We start from the raw sequence: 17918 nt of genomic DNA, 5'->3' as shown, positions 1-17918 counted from the left end.
GGTCAGGCCCAGTCGGGAAATCCATGCCCGGTCCGGGCCCCGGTCAGGCGCCGAGCAGCTTGCCGCCGAGGTACTCCGCCACGCGATCGATGCCGACGCGTTCCTGGCTCATGGTGTCGCGTTCGCGAACGGTGACGGCATGGTCGTCGAGGGTGTCGAAGTCGACGGTCACGCAGAACGGTGTACCGATCTCGTCCTGACGGCGATACCGCTTGCCGATGCCCTGCGCGTCGTCGAACTCCACGTTCCAGTTCTTGCGGAGTTCGGCGGCGAGGTCCTTGGCCTTGGGCGAGAGTCTCTCGTTGCGTGAGAGCGGCAGCACCGCCACCTTGACCGGCGCGAGTCGCCGGTCCAGGCGCAGCACGGTGCGGGTGTCGGTGCCGCCCTTGGCATTCGGCACCTCCTCCTCGGTCAGCGCGTCGCACAGGAAGGCCATCACCGAGCGCGTCAGGCCGGCGGCGGGTTCGATGACGTACGGGGTGTAGCGCTCACCGGTGGCCTGGTCGAAGAAGGACAGGTCCTCGCCGGAGGCCTTCGAGTGAGTCGACAGGTCGAAGTCGGTGCGGTTGGCCACGCCTTCGAGTTCACCCCACGGGTTGCCGGAGAACCCGAACTTGTACTCCACGTCGACGGTGCGCTTGGAGTAGTGCGACAGCTTCTCCTGGGCGTGCTCGTAGAGTCGCAGGTTCTCCGGATCGATACCGAGACCGACGTACCAGTTGAACCGCTGATCAATCCAGTACTGATGCCACTGCTCGTCCTCGCCGGGCTTGACGAAGAACTCCATCTCCATCTGTTCGAACTCGCGGGTGCGGAAGATGAAGTTGCCCGGGGTGATCTCGTTGCGGAAGCTCTTGCCGATCTGGGCGATACCGAACGGCGGCTTCTTACGCGCGGTGGTCATCACGTTCTTGAAGTTCACGAAGATGCCCTGCGCGGTCTCCGGACGCAGGTAGTGCAGGCCCTCTTCGTCGTCGACCGGACCGAGGAAGGTCTTCATCAGTCCGGAGAACGCCTTGGGTTCGGTCCACTTGCCGGGCTGCCCGGTATCCGGGTCATTGATGTCGGCGAGACCGTTCTCCGGCGGGTGACCGTGCTTGATCTCGTACGCCTCGAGCAGGTGATCGGCGCGGTAGCGCTTGTGGGTGTAGAGCGATTCCACCAGCGGGTCGGTGAACACTTCGACGTGTCCGGAGGCCTCCCACACCTGACGGGGCAGGATCACCGACGAGTCCAAGCCGACGACATCCTCGCGGGAGGTGACCATGGTGCGCCACCACTGCCGCTTGATGTTCTCCTTGAGCTCCACACCGAGCGGACCGTAATCCCACGCCGACCGGGTTCCGCCGTAGATCTCACCACTGGGGTAGACCAGACCGCGCCGCTTGGCGAGGTTGACGACGGCTTCGACTTTGGACGGGGCGGCGGCCACGATGAATCGCACTCCAGGTGACGTTGGGACAGGTCACGGCCGGGTTCGTCGGCGGGTACCCACCGGCGATCGGCAACCCTTACAGGGTAGCCGCCGGGGTTGCGGCGGCAGAATCGTCGTCCGGTTACCACCTCGGCATGGGGCGGACACCGGCGGGGCAGGCCTATCCCGAGGTCCTCGAGGCGGTGCGGGGCGGCGACACCGACACCGTGCTGGGCTGGCTGCACACCCTCGACGACACCACCACGATCGACGCGCGACGCTGGTATCGCGCGGTCGGACGCAAGACCGCACGCTTGGCCGTTCACAGGCGATAGGGATGGGGTTGGCGATCGGCCTGTCCGAGTCCGTCGACGACGCAGTCCGCAACTGCCGGTGGACACATGAGTAGTCCGGTGAACGGCTCGGCGACGCCATCGCCACCTTGGTCGCCGACGGTCGTCTCGATCGCGACGAGGTGATCACCGCAGCGCTGAACGCCCTGTCCGGGACGGAGTCGGCGACCTCACAGAAGCCCTTGGCCTTCGTGCTCCGCGGCTGCCGTTTCGGGGCTACGACGTCACCGGGGCACGAGTCCCTGGTGTCCCAGCTGATTCCGCTGGTTCACGCCAACGCGCGGCCGGTGCTCCTCGACGCCGTCCTGTCGGCCGACCTGACCGACGGGACCTTGCTCGACATCGGCACGATGATCCTGGCGCGGAGTGAGAAGGCTCCGAAGAAGTCACGGGTGTCCCCACCTCGCCGACGCCCGGGATCATTCACATGACCCTCACGCCAAACGACAACGACTTCCTTTAGCATGGACTGCATGGAGCACATTCCCCGGTCATGCGATTCCGCGGCGGATCGCCAGGACACCGCGGCCCGCGAGGCCGCCAGCGAACTCCTTCGCGCCCTGGCCTCCCCCACCCGCATCGCCATCGTGCTGTCGCTGCAACAAGGCAGCAAGTGTGTTCACGAGCTTGTCGGCAGCCTGCAATTGAGCCAGCCACTGGTGAGCCAGCACCTCCGCGTCCTCAAGGATGCCGGGGTGGTCCGCGGGCACCGCAACGGTCGGGAGATCATGTACGAACTCCTCGACGACCACCTCGCCCACATCGTCACCGACGCCCTGGTCCATGCGACGGAGACACACGTGGCGTCTGCCGATCCCGATGTCGAGGCCGCCTCATGAGCGCCGACAGTTCCACGGCGCCGTCACGCCCGGTCACCGGCGTGCGATCCACCCGGCAGCGCGCCGCGATCGCCGACGCGCTGGCGGCCAGCGACGACTTCCAATCCGCGCAAGAACTCCACGAAAAGCTCAAGGCGCGTGGCGAGTCCATCGGCCTCACGACCGTCTATCGCAATCTGCAGGCACTCTCGCAGGCCGGCCAGATCGATTCACTGTGGGACGGCTCCGGCGAGACCCGCTATCGACACTGCTCCAATGGACACCACCATCACCTGGTGTGCCGCGAATGCGGGACCACCGTGGAACTGCAGGCCGATACCGTCGAGCGGTGGGCCGCCGCCATCGCCAAGAAACACGGATTCACCGACATCCACCACACCGTGGAGGTCTTCGGCGTGTGCGAGCGGTGTCACGCCTTGGCGGCCCAGGAATAGACGCGCCTGCCAGAACAGGCCGGTGCCGCGCACCGAGTCACGTACCGACGAGCGCCCCGGCGATGTCGGCACCGGTCACCAGCACCACATGCAGCACGGTGAGCAGCGCGACGTCGGAGATCCCGCCGATCGGGAAGGTGTAGTACAGCAGCACATCGGTGGTCACGCCGGTGGGATCCGAACGGCGTAGGCTCCCGAAACTCAGTGTGGCGTCGTGATTTTCGACGTCATCGCGGAGATCCGAGGTGTTCGGGAGATTCACCGCGACGAGCTGGGTGACGCTGAGGACCTCGAGATGCTCACCGAGTTCGACCACCCGGATCGAGGCACGCGTCAGCCCCACCTGCACCACCACCGAGTCCGCGTCCACCTCGGCGACGTCACCCACCTCGGCCAGCAGGGCGGAGATACGCCCGATCGAGGTGCCACCGGCGGCGCCCGCCGACGTCGAATCGTCGTGGCTCACCGGGGTTTCACTCCGCCGAAACGGCGATCACGCGAAGCGTATTCGAGGCAGGCATCCCACAGATCACGCCGGTCGAAATCGGGAAACAGCTTCTCCTGGTACACCATCTCGGCATAGGCCGATTGCCAGAGCAGAAAATTGGAGATGCGCCGCTCCCCGGAGGGACGCAAGAAGAGATCGACGTCGGGCATGTGCGGCTCGTCGAGATAGCGCGCGAACGACTGCTCGGTGATGCGTTCCGGATCGATCTCGCCTGCCGCCGCACGACGAGCGATTTCCTTTGCGGCGTCCGCGATTTCGGCACGACCACCGTAATTGACGCACATGGTCAGGGTCATCACGTCGTTGTCCTTGGTGAGTTCCTCGGCCACCTCGAGTTCTTTGATGACGCTGCGCCACAGGCGGGGTCGGCGTCCGGCCCACCGCACCCGAACGCCCATCTCGTTCATCTCGTCGCGGCGACGGCGGATCACATCACGGTTGAATCCCATCAGGAAGCGGACCTCGTCGGGGCTGCGCGACCAGTTCTCGGTGGAAAAGGCATATGCCGACAGCCATTTCACGCCGATCTCGATGCACCCGCACACCGAGTCCATCAGCACGGCCTCACCGCGTTTGTGTCCCTCGGTGCGTGGCAGCCCGCGATCGGTGGCCCAGCGACCGTTGCCGTCCATCACCAGGGCGACATGATTGGGGACGAATTCGGCCGGGATCGCCGGTGGAGTGGCTCCGCTGGGATGCGGGTCCGGTGGTCGTACCTGTGTCCGCGCCTCGGCGGTCTGCCGTTTGGCGGAGCTACCCGGCCGCAGCGCCATCGTCGACTCCTCTCACACCCGATTCCACCAGCCTATGGGGAGCGGTGCGTTCGATGAGCGGCAGGGTGCGCAGCTGACGTTCCAGATGCCACTGCAGATGGGCGGCGGTGAGGCCACTGGCCTGTCGCCGCAACGAATCACTGGTCTCGACGGTGTGTTCCCACTGCCCACGGAACAAGGAATCCATCAGATCGAGCACCCCCGGCGACGGGGTGGCGGCGCCGGGCGGGCGGCAGTGCAGGCACACCGCGCCGCCGGCGGCGACGTGGAAGGCACGATGCGGGCCAGGCTGGGCGCATCGCGCGCACACCTCCAACGCCGGCATCCACCCGGCGCAGTGCATGGCCCGCAACAGGAAGGCATCGAGAATGAGTTGCCCGGGACGTCGGTCGTCGGCCAATGCCTCCAACGCGCCGACGGTCAGGCGCTGCAGTTGGGGGGCGGGTGCGCGTTCCTCGCCGGCCAGCCGTTCGGCGGTCTCGAGCACCGCGCAGGCGGTGGTGTAGCGGCCGTAGTCGGCGACGATCGCGTCGGTGAAGGCGTGCAGACTGTGCACCTGGGTGATGACGTCCAGGTTGCGACCCGGGTAGAGGTGGACGTCGACGTGGGCGAACGGCTCCAGCCTGGCGCCGAACTTCGACCGGGTCCGCCGCACGCCCTTGGCCACTGCCCGCACCAGACCGTGTTCGGCGGTGAGCAGGGTGATGATGCGGTCGGCCTCGCCCAGCTTGTGCTGGCGGAGCACCACACCCTCATCCCGGTAGAACCTCACCGCGACATTCTGTCACCGACCGACGACAGGCACCCACGGTGACACACCCGAAGTCGGCATACCCGAAGACGACCCGCCCAGGTTCCGCCTCAGGTCCGTTCGACCGGCGAGTGATACGGCGCGGGTGAGGTGACGGTCGGTGTACCGGTCTTGTCCAATTGTGCGGCGAGCCGCGTCGGCAGGGTCATCCCGCCCGGATAGCGGTGCCAGCCCTTCCGGTCGTACAACCGGGTGCCGGCCCAGCCCAGCAGCGCACCGATCGCCAGTCCGATGAAGATCTGGATGATCGACCGGCCGAGCCCCGCCGACCAGTCGGCGTCGAAATAGAGGATGGCGCGTACCCCGAGGTAGATCAGGTGCATCGGTTCGACCGAGGCGATCCAGGTGAACACGCGTGGACTGGCCTCGAGCGGCACCGTGCCACCCGAGGAGGGCAGCCCCAGGATGACGAAGAAGATGAGGTTGAGGATGAGGCCGGGATTGCCGAACACGGCCATCATCGCACTCGCCGACACGCCCACCGCGAAGATCGCCAGGACCGAGAACGCCCACAGGCTGAAGGCATTGGGCAACGATGTGCCGACGAGCGTGCACACCCCGACGAACAGCGCCGACTGCACGAACGCGATGAGCGCCATGATGACCCACTTGGCGGCCAGTGTGCCCCACCGCGAGATCGCCAGCCGTACGCGCAGTTGGTAGAACGGCCCGAACTCGATGGGCGTCTGGCCCAGGATGGCGTCGACGACGATGCTCACCATCATCGCTCCGGTGAATCCGGCCAGGACGAGCAACAGGGTGAAGTAGAACGCGGACAACCCGTTGGCCGACCCGGACGGCAGCGGCGACGGTTCGATGATCGACACCTCGACCGGTTGCCACAGGGCGAGTTGTGCCGCACCGGAGAAGGCCACGTCGGCCTTGGCCAGTTGTTCCCGCACGGTGTCGGTGAGTTGCCCGCCCATCTGCTCGTTGACCGCCGTCGACACCCGCTCGGCGAAGGTCGTGGTGACCGCCGAGGCGAAGGTGCCCGAGCCGCGGTTGATGAAGACGTCGATGGCCACCGGTTCCGGCCGGGCCTGCAGCACGGCGGCTTTGCCGAGCGCGATGGTCGAGTTGGTGAAGTTGGGCCCGATGAAGACCACGCCGTACACCCGCCCGCTGTTGAGCTCGTTCAGCGCGGAGGTGCGGTCGGTCCGATGGACCGAGATCCCACTCTCGGCGGCACTGGTCACGATGCCGTCGGCCACCTGGTCGCCGTAGTTGACCTTCGTGGAGGTGCCGTCACCGTTGTCGAGTGTGCCGCCGCTGTCCTCGTCGACCATCGCGATCGGGAAATCGTGCAGGTTCTTCTCGGGATCGGCGATGGCGCCCATGTACAGCGCCGCCATGAACGACATGATGACCACCACCAGCAGGAGCGGTAGGAGCCAGAAGCGCGGCGATCCCAGTACCTCGGCGATGGTGGTGGCCACCGACGCGTCCCGTTCGACCCCGGCGTGCTCACCGAGGTCCGCCGTGTCATCGGCCTCGACTGATTCGTGCCTGCCCATCGACCGCCCTCCCTGTAGAATCCATGCCCGGTGGAACCCCTGTGCGCCGGCCCGAGGAGCTCTCAGAAGCCCATGCGGCCCAACTGTTTCGGGTCGCGTTGCCAGTCCTTGGCCACCTTCACATGCAGGTCGAGGTAGACCTTCACCCCCAACAGTGCCTCGATCTGCCGACGCGCCACGGTGCCGACCTCCTTGAGGCGCGCACCCTTGCGTCCGATGATGATGCCCTTCTGACTGTCACGTTCGACGTACAGAATGGCATGGACGTCAACCATCTCCGGCTGATCGGGGCCCCGATCGTCGCGCGGGATGATCTCCTCGATGACCACCGCCAGCGAATGCGGCAGTTCGTCGTGGACTCCCTCGAGCGCGGCCTCGCGGATGAATTCCGCCATCAGCACCTGCTCGGGCTCGTCGGTGAGCTCGCCCTCCGGATAGAACGCGGGCCCCGGCTCCATCAGCGACACCAGCACGTCGGTGAGCACGTCGATCTGCTTTCCCGACTTCGCCGAGACCGGGACCACCTCGGATTCCGGTCCCAGCAGTTCCGAGAGCGCCATCAGTTGGGTGGCGACCTGCTCTCGTCCCACCCGGTCGATCTTGGTGACGATGCCGATCACGGTGGTGCGCGGCGCCATCTCCCGGACCTGCGTGATGATCCACCGGTCCCCCGGTCCGATCTTCTCGTCGGCGGGTACGCAGATGCCGATCACGTCGACCTCGGAGTAGGTGTCGCGAACGAGGTCGTTGAGCCGTTGTCCGAGCAGTGTGCGCGGACGATGCAGGCCCGGGGTGTCGACGAGGATCAGTTGTGCATCGGGACGATTGACGATGCCCCGGATGGTGTGGCGGGTGGTCTGCGGCCGATTGGAGGTGATCGCGACCTTCTCACCGACCAGCGCGTTGGTGAGCGTCGACTTGCCGGTGTTGGGTCGTCCCACGAAACAAACGAAGCCGGAACGGAATTCGGTCATCGGCCGGCACCCAGCCGGTCCTGCACGCCGCCGGCGGCGTCGGTGATGATGAGATCCGCCGACGGGCTGATCTCGGCGAGCGTCGCCCGGCCCGGATCGTCGGGATCGCCACCGATCACGACGGCCGCCTCGAACGACTCGGCGCCACTGGACAGTGCGGTGGCCACGGCGACCTGCAACGCCGACAGCGACAGCGTCGTCGCCGCGATGTCCGCCCCGGCATAGGTGCGACCGTCGCCGTCCCGAACCGCCGCGCCGGTGGCCGATTGCGCCCGGCCGCGGGCTCCGCGGGCGAGCACGACCAGCTTCTGGTCCTCGTCGCTCAGTGGTTCGTGGGTGCGCGCTTCGGTCACATCGCCTCCTTGCGTTGTCTCGACGACCCGGCGTATTCGTCACGACGGTGGCCGTTGCCACCCGACCGCGACCGCTCCGCCCGGCCCGTTCCGGGGGCCTCATGCTCCTCGGCTCTTGCCTCGTCATCATCGGTGGCCCCGGCGTCCTCCTCGGATCGGGTCGCCAGCACCGTCGTGATGCGTTGACGCCCTTGCCGGTTGGGCCCTCCCTCGGCCACCAGGTCCAATCCGTGTGAACTCACGCGCGCCCCGGGCAGCGGTACCCGGCCCAACTCCAGGCCGACGAGCCCGCCGACGGTTTCCACATCCAGTTCGTCGTCGTCGATGTCGATGTCGAAGAGCTCGCCGAGGTCGTCGACGGGCAGTCGCGCCGACACCCGGTAGGTTCCGTCACCGAGATCCTCGATGGGGGCGACCTCACCGGAGTCGTACTCGTCGGTGATCTCCCCGACGATCTCCTCGAGCACGTCCTCGATGGTGACCAGGCCGGCGATCCCGCCGTACTCATCGACCAGCAGCGCCATGTGATTGTGGGTGCGGCGCATGTCCTCCAGCACCCGGTCGAGCGGTTTGGAGTCCGGGATGAATTCGGCCGGGCGCATCACATCGGCGACCGAAACCGCCCGCGCGTCGTCACCGGCCAGTGATCGCTCCACGAGATCCTTGAGGTAGACCACGCCGAGCACGTCGTCGGGGTTCTCCCCGATGACGGGTATTCGCGAATGTCCGCTGCGCACCGCGAGACTCGTCGCCTGCATCGCACTCTTGTCCCGTTCGATCCACACCATCTCCGGGCGCGGCACCATCACCTCGCGGGCGTTGGTGTCGCCGAGTTCGAAAACGGACTGGATCATCCGACGTTCGTCGGCGGCCACCACTCCGCTCGCCTCGGCGAGATCGACGACCTCGCGGAGCTCGACCTCGGTGGCGAACGGCCCGTTGCGGAATCCCTTGCCGGGGGTCAGTGCGTTTCCGATCAGGATCAGTAGCCGGGTGACCGGCCGCAGCAGCACACCGACGATCTGCAACAGTGGCGCGGCGGCCAGCGCGATTGTGTACGCGTGCTGACGGCCCAGGGTGCGCGGGCCGACCCCGGCAGCGACATAGGAGACCACCGCCATGCCGACGATGGTGGCCACCAAGCCCCAGCCGACGCCGAGTTCCTCGACGAGGACGACGGCGATCAACGCGACCGCCGCGGTCTCGCACACCACCCGCAGCAGCACCGCGAGCCCCACGTAGGTGGCGCGTGATGACAGCACCCGCATCAGCCGTACCGCACCGGCGCGTCGTTCCTTGACCATGTCCTCGACACGGGCGATCGACACCGTCGACACCGCCGTGTCGACGGCGGCGAACAGACCACTGATGCCGACGAGGACGACCGCGCCGATGACGAACCAGGTGTATTGCGAGGCGGTCACTGCTTGTCCGGGCCCGTGTGCGGTCCGCGCACCGAACCCTCGTCACCTCCCGCGTCGGTGAAGCCGATGTTGGTCAGGAGTCGGGTGTCGCGGTCGGATTGCCGCTGCTGCTGCGCCTGACGGTGCCGCTCGTCGTAGAAGCGCTCGAGCAGTTGGTTCTGCAGCCCGAACATCTCCTTCTCCTCCTTGGGTTCGGCATGGTCGTAGCCGAGGAGATGCAAGACACCGTGGATGGTCAGCATCGCCAGTTCGTGATCGAGTGACCGTCGGGCCTCGCGGGCCTGCTTGGCCGCGAACTCCGGGCACAGCACGATGTCACCGAGGATCGCCGGGCCGGGGTCGGCGGCGTCGGGACGACCGCCCGGCACGAGCTCGTCCATCGGGAAGCTCATCACATCGGTCGGTCCGGGCAGATCCATCCACTGCACATGCATGTCGGCCATGGTCGCCTCGTCGACGCATAGCACCGACAGTTCCGCACCGGGATGCACATCCATTGCCTCCACGGCGAAACGTGCTGCGGCAAGGACCAATTCGGCGGGAACGTCGACGCCCGACTCGTTGGCGAATTCGATGGTCATGACCGCCGCCCCTGGTTGGCCGCCCGTCGGGCGGCCCGGTTACCGCCTCCGATCCGGTCGGAATCACGAAGTCTGCCACCGCGTTCGGCCTCCTCGGCGCGGCCGTAGGCGTCGACGATGTCGGCGACGAGCCGGTGGCGCACCACGTCGGCGCTGGTGAGGGTGGCGAAGTGGATGTCGTCGATACCGTCGAGGATCTGCGACGCGGCCACCAGGCCGCTGCGCGCACCGCCGGGCAGATCGACCTGGGTGGTATCACCGGTGACGACCACCTTGGAACCAAAACCCAAGCGCGTCAGGAACATCTTCATCTGTTCGCCGGTGGTGTTCTGCGCCTCGTCGAGGATGATGAAGGCATCATTGAGGGTGTTGTGCGTGAGCAGGAAGTCTTCGGTGACATATAGCGAATCCTCGGCGGCGACACGGATACAGACGGCCTCCTCGGTACCTGCGGGCTCGATGCTCTCTATGTAGCGCCTCGGCTGTTTATGGCCGGCACGTGCGTACTCCGCTGCCCTGTCCGGCGAACGGAATGGCGCAAGTTGCTCGGGCAACCCGATGTCAAGAACGTCACCCTTGACCCCGTCGAGGTCACGGGTATGTCGATCGACGACTCCGCCGAGGGACCGGACCAGGAATGCCATGTGATCGAGCCGTTGTGCCGACCGGCCGCGATACCGCACCACGACCGAGTCCGCCGACGCCTCCACCGACCCGTCACGGTCGAGCATTCCCTGCAGCACGCCCAACCTGACGGCGGGGCTGTTGAGGAGATACTCGTCGGGAATGCCGCGCTCGCCCGGCGCCAGGCCGAGCTGATAGGGATCGGTCATGATCGGCCGCGCATCGAATTCGACCGGGGCATCGAGTACCGGCAGCTCGTATCGATGACCGTGCGCCGCATGGAGATTGCCGATCATCTCCTTGGTCTCCAGAACCCGGGGGCCCTTGCCGCGGCGTCGATCCGATCGTGTGTACACCGACCAGAGGTGATCGGTGGAGCACAGTGTCGACGATCCGTCCTGAGTCGTCACGCGGACGATGTCCTTGAATCCCTGCGGGTACACACCGAGGACCTCGGTGGGTGTGCCGTTCGAGCCGATCACCTGGTCGCCCACCACCAACTCGCCGATGGCGCGGAAACCGTGCGGGGTCGCAACCTTGGTGGTCAACGGTTGTGCGCGACCACGCATATATGCCAGCGGTGCCACCTCGATGACCCCCGCAGCCATCAGCTTCGGGATCGACTCGGGATCCATCATGTCGTGCAGCGCGTCGTACAAGGGCCGCAGATACGGATCGATCTTCTCGCTGAGCGTGCCGGGCAGGAAGCCGAGTCGTTCGCCCGCCTCGACCGCCGGCCGGGTGAGGATGATCCGGTTGACGCTCTTGGACTGCAAAGCCTGGACGGCCTTGGCCATCGCGAGATAGGTCTTGCCGGTACCGGCCGGGCCGAGGCCGAACACGATGGTGTTGTTGTCGATGGCGTCGACGTAGCGTTTCTGGTTGAGCGTCTTGGGCCGAATCGTCTTGCCGCGCCGCGACAAGATATCCAGCGACAACACGTCCGCGGGAGACTCTCCCGATCCCTGCGACATCATCGAGACACTGTGGCGGACCAGATCCGGGGTCAGCGGCGTGCCACGACCGACGAGATCGACCAACTCGGCCAGGACCCTCTCGGAGACCGCGACATCGGCGGAGGTACCGCGCAGTGTCACCTGATTACCGCGCACGTGGATGTCGGCGGGCAGGAGTTGCTCCAGCGTCCGCAGGTTCACATCGCTGGTGCCGAGAAGCCCGAACACCACCTCGGAGGGGACGTCGATGTTGGAGGTGACCACAGGTCTGCCCGTTTCGTTGCCACGCGTCGTCGCGCTCACGTCGGGGTTGTCGTCACTCACGTATCAGATCACTCCTGGCTGTCGGGTCTGCGATGTCGGTTCTGCCATGCGGCAATGCCCTAGTGTATCCCGCGTCAACCGCTGATCAGCGACCCATTATTCCGATCGCGGACGCTCGATGAGGACATGAGCGCCGTCAACGGAGTGGCGAGCGCCGTCAGTGACGTGGGAGGCGCTGTCAACGTGCAGCCGAGCGCTGTCGGGGACGGTCAGAGCCCGAGAGCACGGATCGTCTGGCGATTGCACACGCTGCGCGGATCGACGAAGGCGTCGTGGCCTTCATCGGCGACCACCACCAGTTCCACCGACTGACCACGCTCCCCGACGGCGCGGACGTACTCGCGGGCCAACTCGACGGGGATGGCGGTGTCCTTGTCGCCGTGGATCACCACGACGTGGGCGTCGAACGGCTCCTGATGCATGGGCGACGCCGCCCGGTAGCGGTCCGGGGCCTGATCGAAGGGTCGTCCCATCAATGCGCACACCGATTCGCGGCCGACCTGCCCGGCCGCCACCAGATCGAGCGCGGCACCCTGGGCGACGACGGTGGTGATCCGAGCCTTCTGCGTGTGCGCCCGCAGCTGGACCGTGGCCCAGATCGCGAGTTGCCCACCGGCCGAATGTCCCACCACCGCAACCGAATTCCAATCCACCCGATGCGCCACCGCTTCTGGGAGCCGATCGCGGACCGCGTCGTCGAACGCCCGGATCGCGGCGACGACGTCACGGCCGGTGTTGGGCCAGCCGCCACCGTCCTCGCCGACGCGGCGGTATTCGATGTTCCAGACCAGCGCGCCGCGTTCGGCGTACTGCCGGGCGATCGCCGACTCGATGGTCAGACCGAATTCCGTCGTCCAGTAACCACCGTGGATCAGCACGACCGGACGCATCACCGCGGGGAGGTCGGCCTCCTCGAGAGGGTGATAGATGTGCCCGAACTGCGACGGATGCTCGCCGTAGGCAACGCGCGTGCGATGCACCGCGCAACGCCGCACGCTCACCGCGCCCACCGGTGGGTGAGCACGCCGATCGCGCCGAGCGCCACCGCCGCCGCGGTGGAGGTCCGCAGGACCTCGGGCCCCAGCAGCACCGATTGTCCGCCGAGCGCGGTGAGGTCGGCGATCTCGGCGTCGTCGAGCCCGCCCTCCGGCCCGACCACCAACATGATCTCGGGGGCGTCGGCGCCGATCGCGTCGCGCAGCGAAGTCGTCGCATCCTCGTGCAGCACGGCCACCGATCCGCCGGCCGCGATGATGTCGGCGGCACGTGCCCGGATGTCGGTGGTCGTCGCGAGGTCGGTGACCTCGGGAATCCAGGCGCGTCGGCTTTGTTTGGCCGCCGCCGACGCCGCCGCCCGCCACTTGGCGACACCCTTGTCGGCCTTCCCCGCCCAGCGCGACACGCAGCGCACCGATTGCCACGGCACGATCCGATCGACGCCGGCCTCGGTGGCGAGGTCGACGGCGAGCTCGGAACGTTCCGACTTCGGTAAGGCCTGTACCACGGTGACCACCGGTCGCGGACGGTCGGTGAAGTCGAAGCGGCGGACCACCGCGGTCAGCGTGTCCTTGCCGTGCACCTCGGATACCTCGCAGGTCCCCACGGAGCCGGCCCCGTCGCCGAGCGCGATGACCTCTCCGGGGTTGACGCGAGCGACCGTGACCGCGTGGCGACCCTCCGGGCCGGTCAATGTGGCGGTCGAGCCGGCGGGCGGAACCTCGTCGATCCAGAACAGCGGCGGACTCACGCGAGCCCGATCAGCGTCCGGCGAAGGCGTTGCGCAGACGCGAGAACAGCCCACCGGGGGCGGCCGCCGCCGACGTCGTCACCAGATCGATGGAGTCGTCGGACGCCTCACGCAACGCGGCGAGGGCCTCCGACTGTGCTTGGCTGAGTTTGGTCGGCACGGTCACGTCGAGGTGGATGTGCAGGGTGCCGCGCACACCGGTGTTCACGTGCGGCATGCCCTGGCCACGCAGCTTCACGACCTGGCCGGGCTGTGTGCCGGGTTCGATGGTCACCGTGGTGGTGTCGCCGAGAATCGTCGGGATGTCGAAGCTGCCGCCGAGCGCGGCCTCGGCGATGGGTACCCGAAGGGTGGCGTGCAGGTCGTCCTTGTCGCGGATGAACACCTCGTGCGGGCGTTCGCTGATCTCGACGTAGAGGTCGCCGGCGGGACCGCCGCCGAGGCCGATCTCGCCCTGTCCGGCCAGTCGCACGCGCATGCCGCTCTCGATGCCCGCCGGGATGCGGACGGTCATGGTGCGGCGCGACCGCACGCGCCCATCCCCACCACACTTGTGGCAGGGATCCGGGATGATCTCACCGGTGCCGTGGCAGGTCGGGCATTCGCGGACGGTCATCACCTGGCCGAGCAGCGACCGCTGCACCGCCTGGATCTCACCCGCGCCGCGGCAGGTGTCGCAGGTGACGGCCTTGGAATCACCGTTGGTGCCGGCGCCGTGGCACACATCGCAGAGGATGGCGGTGTCGACGGTGATCTCCTTGTTGACCCCGGACGCACATTCCTCGAGGTCGAGTTCGACGGTGACCAGCGCCGGTTCGCCGGGCTGCACCCGCGAACGCGGACCACGGTTACCACCGAAACCGCTTCCGAACCCACCGCCGGACCCGAAGAACGCCTCGAACACGTCGCCGAGGCCGCCGCCGCCGAAATTTCCGCCGAAGCCACCTGCTCCCGGACCGGCCAGCGGATCACCGCCGGCATCGACGATGCGACGCTTGTCCGGGTCGCTGAGCACCTCGTATGCGGTGGTGACCTCCTTGAAACGCTCCTCCTCGTTCGGATTCACGTCGGGATGCAGCTCGCGGGCCTTCTTGCGATAGGCGCGCTTGATCTCCTGGTCGGTCGCCCCCTGGGCCACGCCCAGGATTCCGTAGTAATCAGTTGCCACGGTCGTCTCGGTCCTTCGTCCTCACACACTCACGTTTGTTTCACCGGCCGGCCTCGCACGCGCGTCCCTGCGCGGCGGCCCGGGGTATACGGCCCCTGTGGTCACACCGGCTCGGTCGCACCGGGTGGGTCCCACCGGGAGGCCGCTCACCGCTCGGCGAGTACCTCGCCCACGTACTTTGCAACGGCGGCCACCGACGCGATGGTTCCCGGATAGTCCATGCGGGTGGGTCCGACGACACCCACACCGCCGAACACGGTGCCCGAAGCACCGTACCCCGTCGACACCACCGACGTTCCACGCAGGTTCTCGGTCTGGGTCTCCTCGCCGATCTGCACGGTCACCCGACCCATACGTTGGCTGGTGGCGAGCAGTTTGAGCACCACCACCTGCTCTTCCAGCGCTTCGAGGACGGAATCCATTCCGCCGTTCACCGGCGCGAAGTCGGCCGCCGCCCGGGCCAGGTTCGAGGTCCCCGAGAGCACCACGCGGTCTTCGCCGCGTTCGACGAGCGTCTCCACGAGCACCGTCGCGACGTTGACCGTGGCGTCGCGGATATCGGCCGGGGCGGAATTGGCCAGTTCCGCGACCGACACCGAGGCCTCCTCCAGCCGCTTGCCGTGCAGCGCGGTGGAGAACATGTCACGCAGCCGCACGATGTCGGACTCATCGAGGTCCTGCGCGAGGGCAACCATGCGTTGTTCGACCCGGCCGGTGTCGGTGATGACGATCAGCAGCAGCCGCGACGGCGACACCGTGATGACCTCGAGGTGACGGACCGTCGCGGTGGACAGCAGCGGGTACTGGATGACCGCGACCTGCCGGGTCAGTTGGGCGAGCAGGCGCACCGATCGGCGCAGCACGTCGTCGAGGTCGACTCCGGAGTCCAGGACCGACAGGATGGCGCGGCGTTCGGCCGCCGAGAGCGGCTTGACCTCGCTGATGCGGTCGACGAACATCCGATAGCCCTTGTCGGTGGGCACCCGACCGGAACTGGTGTGCGGCTGAGCGATGTATCCCTCCGCCTCGAGGACAGCCATATCGTTGCGTACCGTCGCGCTGGACACCCCGAGCGCGTGCCGCTCCACGAGCGCCTTCGAGCCGATCGGTTCCTGCGTCGACACGAAGTCGGTGACGATCGCCCGCAGGATCTCGAACCGCCGGTCATCGGTGGTCGACACGGCTGGACCTCCTCTCGAACCCGCTGCTGGCCTACAGTGAGTGAGTTCCATTCTACGAAACCGCAGCAAGAAGTCCGGTGCGGGCGAATCTCGGCGGTTCACCCCGGCGCGTCGCCCGACACCGACGGCAGGCAGGAAGAGTCGCGATGATCTTCAAGGGGGTCCGGGAGGGCAAGCCCTATCCCGACCATGGGGTGTCCCATCGCGGCTGGGCGACGATCCCGCCCCGCCAGTTCCGCCTCGACGAACTGATCACCGTGACCACCGTGTTGGCGCTCGACAAACTGCTCAGCGAGGATTCCACCTTCTACGGCGATCTGTTCTCGCATGTGGTGCGCTGGAACGGGGACCTCTATCTCGAGGACGGTCTGCACCGCGCCGTGCGGTCGGCGTTGCGCAATCGCACCATCATCCACGCCCGCATGCTCGACCTCGACGCACTGGACATGCGGCCCGGCGCGCCGTCGATCGATGAACAGCTCGCGGTCACCGACGAGTTGCCGCCCACCCGCGACACCACACCCCCACTGAGAGACATCTCGGGTGGTGGTTCGCATCGTCGGGCGACGCGCAGCACCGGGTGGACACCGCCGCAGCGCTGGTGACCGAACACCCGAATCCGCTTCAGCCCCAGAGGATCTGACGCACCACCCGGTCGGCGACCAGTCGTCCGGCATCGGTCAGCCGAACCCGGTCGGTGTCGGTCGCGAGGTGGCCCTCGACCCGTGCCCGGTGCGCCCGTCGCAGTTCGTCGGCGCCGAGATCATCATCGGCGGACAATCCCTCGCGACAACGCAGTCGCAGCATCACCGCTTCGACATGCTTGTCATCGGCAGCGAGAACCTCATGATCGTCGGCCGGGAACCGCCCCGCATCGAGGCTCTGGGCGTAGCGCGCCGGATGCTTGAGGTTCCACCACCGGACACCGTTGACGTGCGAATGCGCGCCCGGTCCGACACCCCACCAGTCGTGGCTGTGCCAATAGGCCTGATTGTGCCGGCACTCCGCACCGTCGCCGCGGGACCAGTTCGACACCTCGTACCAGTCGAAACCGGCGTCGCGCAGTCGCCGGTCCAGACGCAGATACCGGTCGGCGAGGACATCGTCGTCGGGTGCCGGGAGTTCCCCGCGCCGTACTCGGCGGGCCAGCGCCGTGCCGTCCTCGACGATCAGCGCATACGCCGACACGTGATCGACCGGTGTCGACAGGACAGCGTCGAGGCTGAGGTCGAGATCGGCGTCGGTCTCGCCGGGCGTGCCGTAGATGAGGTCGAGATTGACGTGGACGAAACCCGCCGACGCCGCCTCCCGCGCCGCGGCCACCGCACGGCCCGGGGTATGTGTGCGATCCAGGGTGGCCAGCACGTGCGGCGCCGCCGACTGCATACCCAGCGAGATGCGCGTGAACCCGGCACGCAGCAACCAGTCGAAGAACTCCGGCGACGTCGATTCCGGGTTGGCTTCGGTGGTGATCTCGGCACCGTCGGTGAGATCGAAGTGGCGGCGCACCGCATCGAGAAGCCGGGTCAGTCCGTCGGCGCCCAGCAGCGACGGGGTGCCCCCGCCGACGAAGATCGTCGACACCGGGCGCGACGGCCGCATCGTGGCCGCCGCGAGGGCCAGTTCGCGTTCAACGGCGGTGAACCAGGACTCCGGCGACGCCGAACTGCCCAGCTCACCGGCGGTGTAGGTGTTGAAGTCGCAGTAGCCGCAGCGCGAGGCGCAGAACGGGACGTGCAGGTACAGACCCAGCGGCGGGGCCGGGTCGACGGCCTCACAGGCCGCGTGGACCTCGGCCGGGATCGCCGGGACGGAAGTGCTCGTCACGCCTCCATGATGCGCGCCCGGACCGTCGGCGACCCAATCGCGACGCGGGGAATACCGGCGGCGCGGGCCGCCTTGCCCCTCATATCGCTGTGATGGCGACCCGTGCCGGCTCG

The 17918-nt window shown here is 67.3% G+C and carries 20 protein-coding genes; 5 read left to right on the top strand and 15 right to left on the bottom strand.

The window, feature by feature from the left end; genetic code table 11:
* Positions 1–43: 43 nt before the first annotated feature.
* On the bottom strand, positions 44–1444 hold the full coding sequence (locus tag ACWETB_RS13620) for a glycine--tRNA ligase (protein WP_449743807.1): 1401 nt from the start codon (positions 1442–1444) through the stop codon (positions 44–46).
* Between the two features lie 11 nt (positions 1445–1455).
* On the opposite strand from ACWETB_RS13620, the gene ACWETB_RS13615 reads away from it, so the two are divergent.
* From ACWETB_RS13615 to ACWETB_RS13600, 4 genes are all read left to right on the top strand, one after another.
* Positions 1456–1749, top strand: a complete 294-nt coding sequence (locus tag ACWETB_RS13615) for a hypothetical protein (protein ID WP_452211618.1) — start codon at positions 1456–1458, stop codon at positions 1747–1749.
* Between the two features lie 107 nt (positions 1750–1856).
* A complete protein-coding gene (locus ACWETB_RS13610) occupies positions 1857–2198 on the top strand; it encodes a hypothetical protein (RefSeq protein ID WP_449743809.1) in 342 nt (113 codons plus the stop codon).
* A gap of 42 nt (positions 2199–2240) precedes the next feature.
* Positions 2241–2606, top strand: coding sequence for an ArsR/SmtB family transcription factor (locus ACWETB_RS13605; protein ID WP_452211616.1), 366 nt, complete (start codon positions 2241–2243; stop codon positions 2604–2606).
* A complete protein-coding gene (locus ACWETB_RS13600) occupies positions 2603–3040 on the top strand; it encodes a Fur family transcriptional regulator (RefSeq protein ID WP_449743811.1) in 438 nt (145 codons plus the stop codon). Before ACWETB_RS13605 ends, ACWETB_RS13600 begins: the two co-directional genes overlap by 4 nt.
* Before the next feature lie 37 nt (positions 3041–3077).
* Here ACWETB_RS13600 and ACWETB_RS13595 read toward each other — a convergent pair whose 3' ends face one another.
* The 13 genes from ACWETB_RS13595 to hrcA form a co-directional block, all read right to left on the bottom strand.
* A complete protein-coding gene (locus tag ACWETB_RS13595) occupies positions 3078–3506 on the bottom strand; it encodes a hypothetical protein (RefSeq protein ID WP_449743812.1) in 429 nt (142 codons plus the stop codon).
* A complete protein-coding gene (locus ACWETB_RS13590) occupies positions 3503–4321 on the bottom strand; it encodes an isoprenyl transferase (RefSeq protein WP_452211613.1) in 819 nt (272 codons plus the stop codon). Before ACWETB_RS13590 ends, ACWETB_RS13595 begins: the two co-directional genes overlap by 4 nt.
* Complete coding sequence (gene recO, locus ACWETB_RS13585; protein ID WP_449743814.1) at positions 4302–5093, bottom strand: DNA repair protein RecO; 792 nt, start codon at positions 5091–5093, stop codon at positions 4302–4304. Before recO ends, ACWETB_RS13590 begins: the two co-directional genes overlap by 20 nt.
* A gap of 89 nt (positions 5094–5182) precedes the next feature.
* Positions 5183–6646, bottom strand: coding sequence for a DUF3533 domain-containing protein (locus tag ACWETB_RS13580; RefSeq protein WP_452211611.1), 1464 nt, complete (start codon positions 6644–6646; stop codon positions 5183–5185).
* Positions 6647–6708: 62 nt separating this feature from the next.
* Positions 6709–7620, bottom strand: a complete 912-nt coding sequence (era, locus tag ACWETB_RS13575; protein WP_449743816.1) for a GTPase Era — start codon at positions 7618–7620, stop codon at positions 6709–6711.
* Entirely contained in the window at positions 7617–7973 is a 357-nt protein-coding gene (locus ACWETB_RS13570) for a cytidine deaminase (protein WP_449743817.1), read from the bottom strand. The genes era and ACWETB_RS13570 overlap by 4 nt, the downstream gene beginning before the upstream one ends.
* Complete coding sequence (locus ACWETB_RS13565) at positions 7970–9397, bottom strand: hemolysin family protein (RefSeq protein ID WP_449743818.1); 1428 nt, start codon at positions 9395–9397, stop codon at positions 7970–7972. Before ACWETB_RS13565 ends, ACWETB_RS13570 begins: the two co-directional genes overlap by 4 nt.
* Positions 9394–9978, bottom strand: a complete 585-nt coding sequence (ybeY, locus tag ACWETB_RS13560; protein ID WP_449743819.1) for an rRNA maturation RNase YbeY — start codon at positions 9976–9978, stop codon at positions 9394–9396. The genes ACWETB_RS13565 and ybeY overlap by 4 nt, the downstream gene beginning before the upstream one ends.
* Positions 9975–11882, bottom strand: coding sequence for a PhoH family protein (locus ACWETB_RS13555; RefSeq protein ID WP_452211608.1), 1908 nt, complete (start codon positions 11880–11882; stop codon positions 9975–9977). Before ACWETB_RS13555 ends, ybeY begins: the two co-directional genes overlap by 4 nt.
* 209 nt (positions 11883–12091) lie before the next feature.
* Positions 12092–12862, bottom strand: a complete 771-nt coding sequence (locus ACWETB_RS13550; protein WP_348808097.1) for an alpha/beta hydrolase family protein — start codon at positions 12860–12862, stop codon at positions 12092–12094.
* Positions 12863–12879: 17 nt separating this feature from the next.
* A complete protein-coding gene (locus ACWETB_RS13545) occupies positions 12880–13629 on the bottom strand; it encodes a 16S rRNA (uracil(1498)-N(3))-methyltransferase (protein ID WP_449743821.1) in 750 nt (249 codons plus the stop codon).
* 10 nt (positions 13630–13639) lie between these two features.
* A complete protein-coding gene (gene dnaJ, locus ACWETB_RS13540) occupies positions 13640–14797 on the bottom strand; it encodes a molecular chaperone DnaJ (protein ID WP_348807934.1) in 1158 nt (385 codons plus the stop codon).
* Between the two features lie 146 nt (positions 14798–14943).
* Positions 14944–15978 (bottom strand): heat-inducible transcriptional repressor HrcA, encoded by a 1035-nt coding sequence (hrcA, locus tag ACWETB_RS13535; protein WP_348807933.1) that lies wholly within the window; start codon positions 15976–15978, stop codon positions 14944–14946.
* Between the two features lie 146 nt (positions 15979–16124).
* Here hrcA and ACWETB_RS13530 point away from each other — a divergent pair, with 146 nt between their 5' ends.
* The gene (locus tag ACWETB_RS13530) at positions 16125–16583 is read left to right on the top strand and encodes a type II toxin-antitoxin system VapB family antitoxin (protein ID WP_348807932.1); all 459 of its coding nucleotides are present in this window, start codon (positions 16125–16127) and stop codon (positions 16581–16583) included.
* 19 nt (positions 16584–16602) lie between these two features.
* Here the strand turns inward: ACWETB_RS13530 and hemW are convergent, their stop codons facing one another.
* Positions 16603–17805 (bottom strand): radical SAM family heme chaperone HemW, encoded by a 1203-nt coding sequence (gene hemW, locus ACWETB_RS13525; protein WP_452211604.1) that lies wholly within the window; start codon positions 17803–17805, stop codon positions 16603–16605.
* Between the last annotated feature and the right edge of the window lie 113 nt (positions 17806–17918).

The organism is Gordonia sp. NPDC003950 (assembly GCF_053605205.1).
The sequence above is the reverse complement of the archived record's forward strand: the minus strand, read 5'-3'. Positions and strand labels throughout refer to the sequence as shown.

What these genes read in the sequence shown, in the direction of transcription:
- ACWETB_RS13605 (WP_452211616.1), top strand. Translation starts at nt 2,241, where the DNA reads ATGGAGCACATTCCCCGGTCATGCGATTCCGCGGCGGATCGCCAGGAC.
- ACWETB_RS13600 (WP_449743811.1), top strand. Translation starts at nt 2,603, where the DNA reads ATGAGCGCCGACAGTTCCACGGCGCCGTCACGCCCGGTCACCGGCGTG.
- ACWETB_RS13590 (WP_452211613.1), bottom strand. Translation starts at nt 4,321, where the DNA reads ATGGCGCTGCGGCCGGGTAGCTCCGCCAAACGGCAGACCGCCGAGGCG.
- ACWETB_RS13580 (WP_452211611.1), bottom strand. Translation starts at nt 6,646, where the DNA reads ATGGGCAGGCACGAATCAGTCGAGGCCGATGACACGGCGGACCTCGGT.
- era (WP_449743816.1), bottom strand. Translation starts at nt 7,620, where the DNA reads ATGACCGAATTCCGTTCCGGCTTCGTTTGTTTCGTGGGACGACCCAAC.
- ybeY (WP_449743819.1), bottom strand. Translation starts at nt 9,978, where the DNA reads ATGACCATCGAATTCGCCAACGAGTCGGGCGTCGACGTTCCCGCCGAA.
- ACWETB_RS13530 (WP_348807932.1), top strand. Translation starts at nt 16,125, where the DNA reads ATGATCTTCAAGGGGGTCCGGGAGGGCAAGCCCTATCCCGACCATGGG.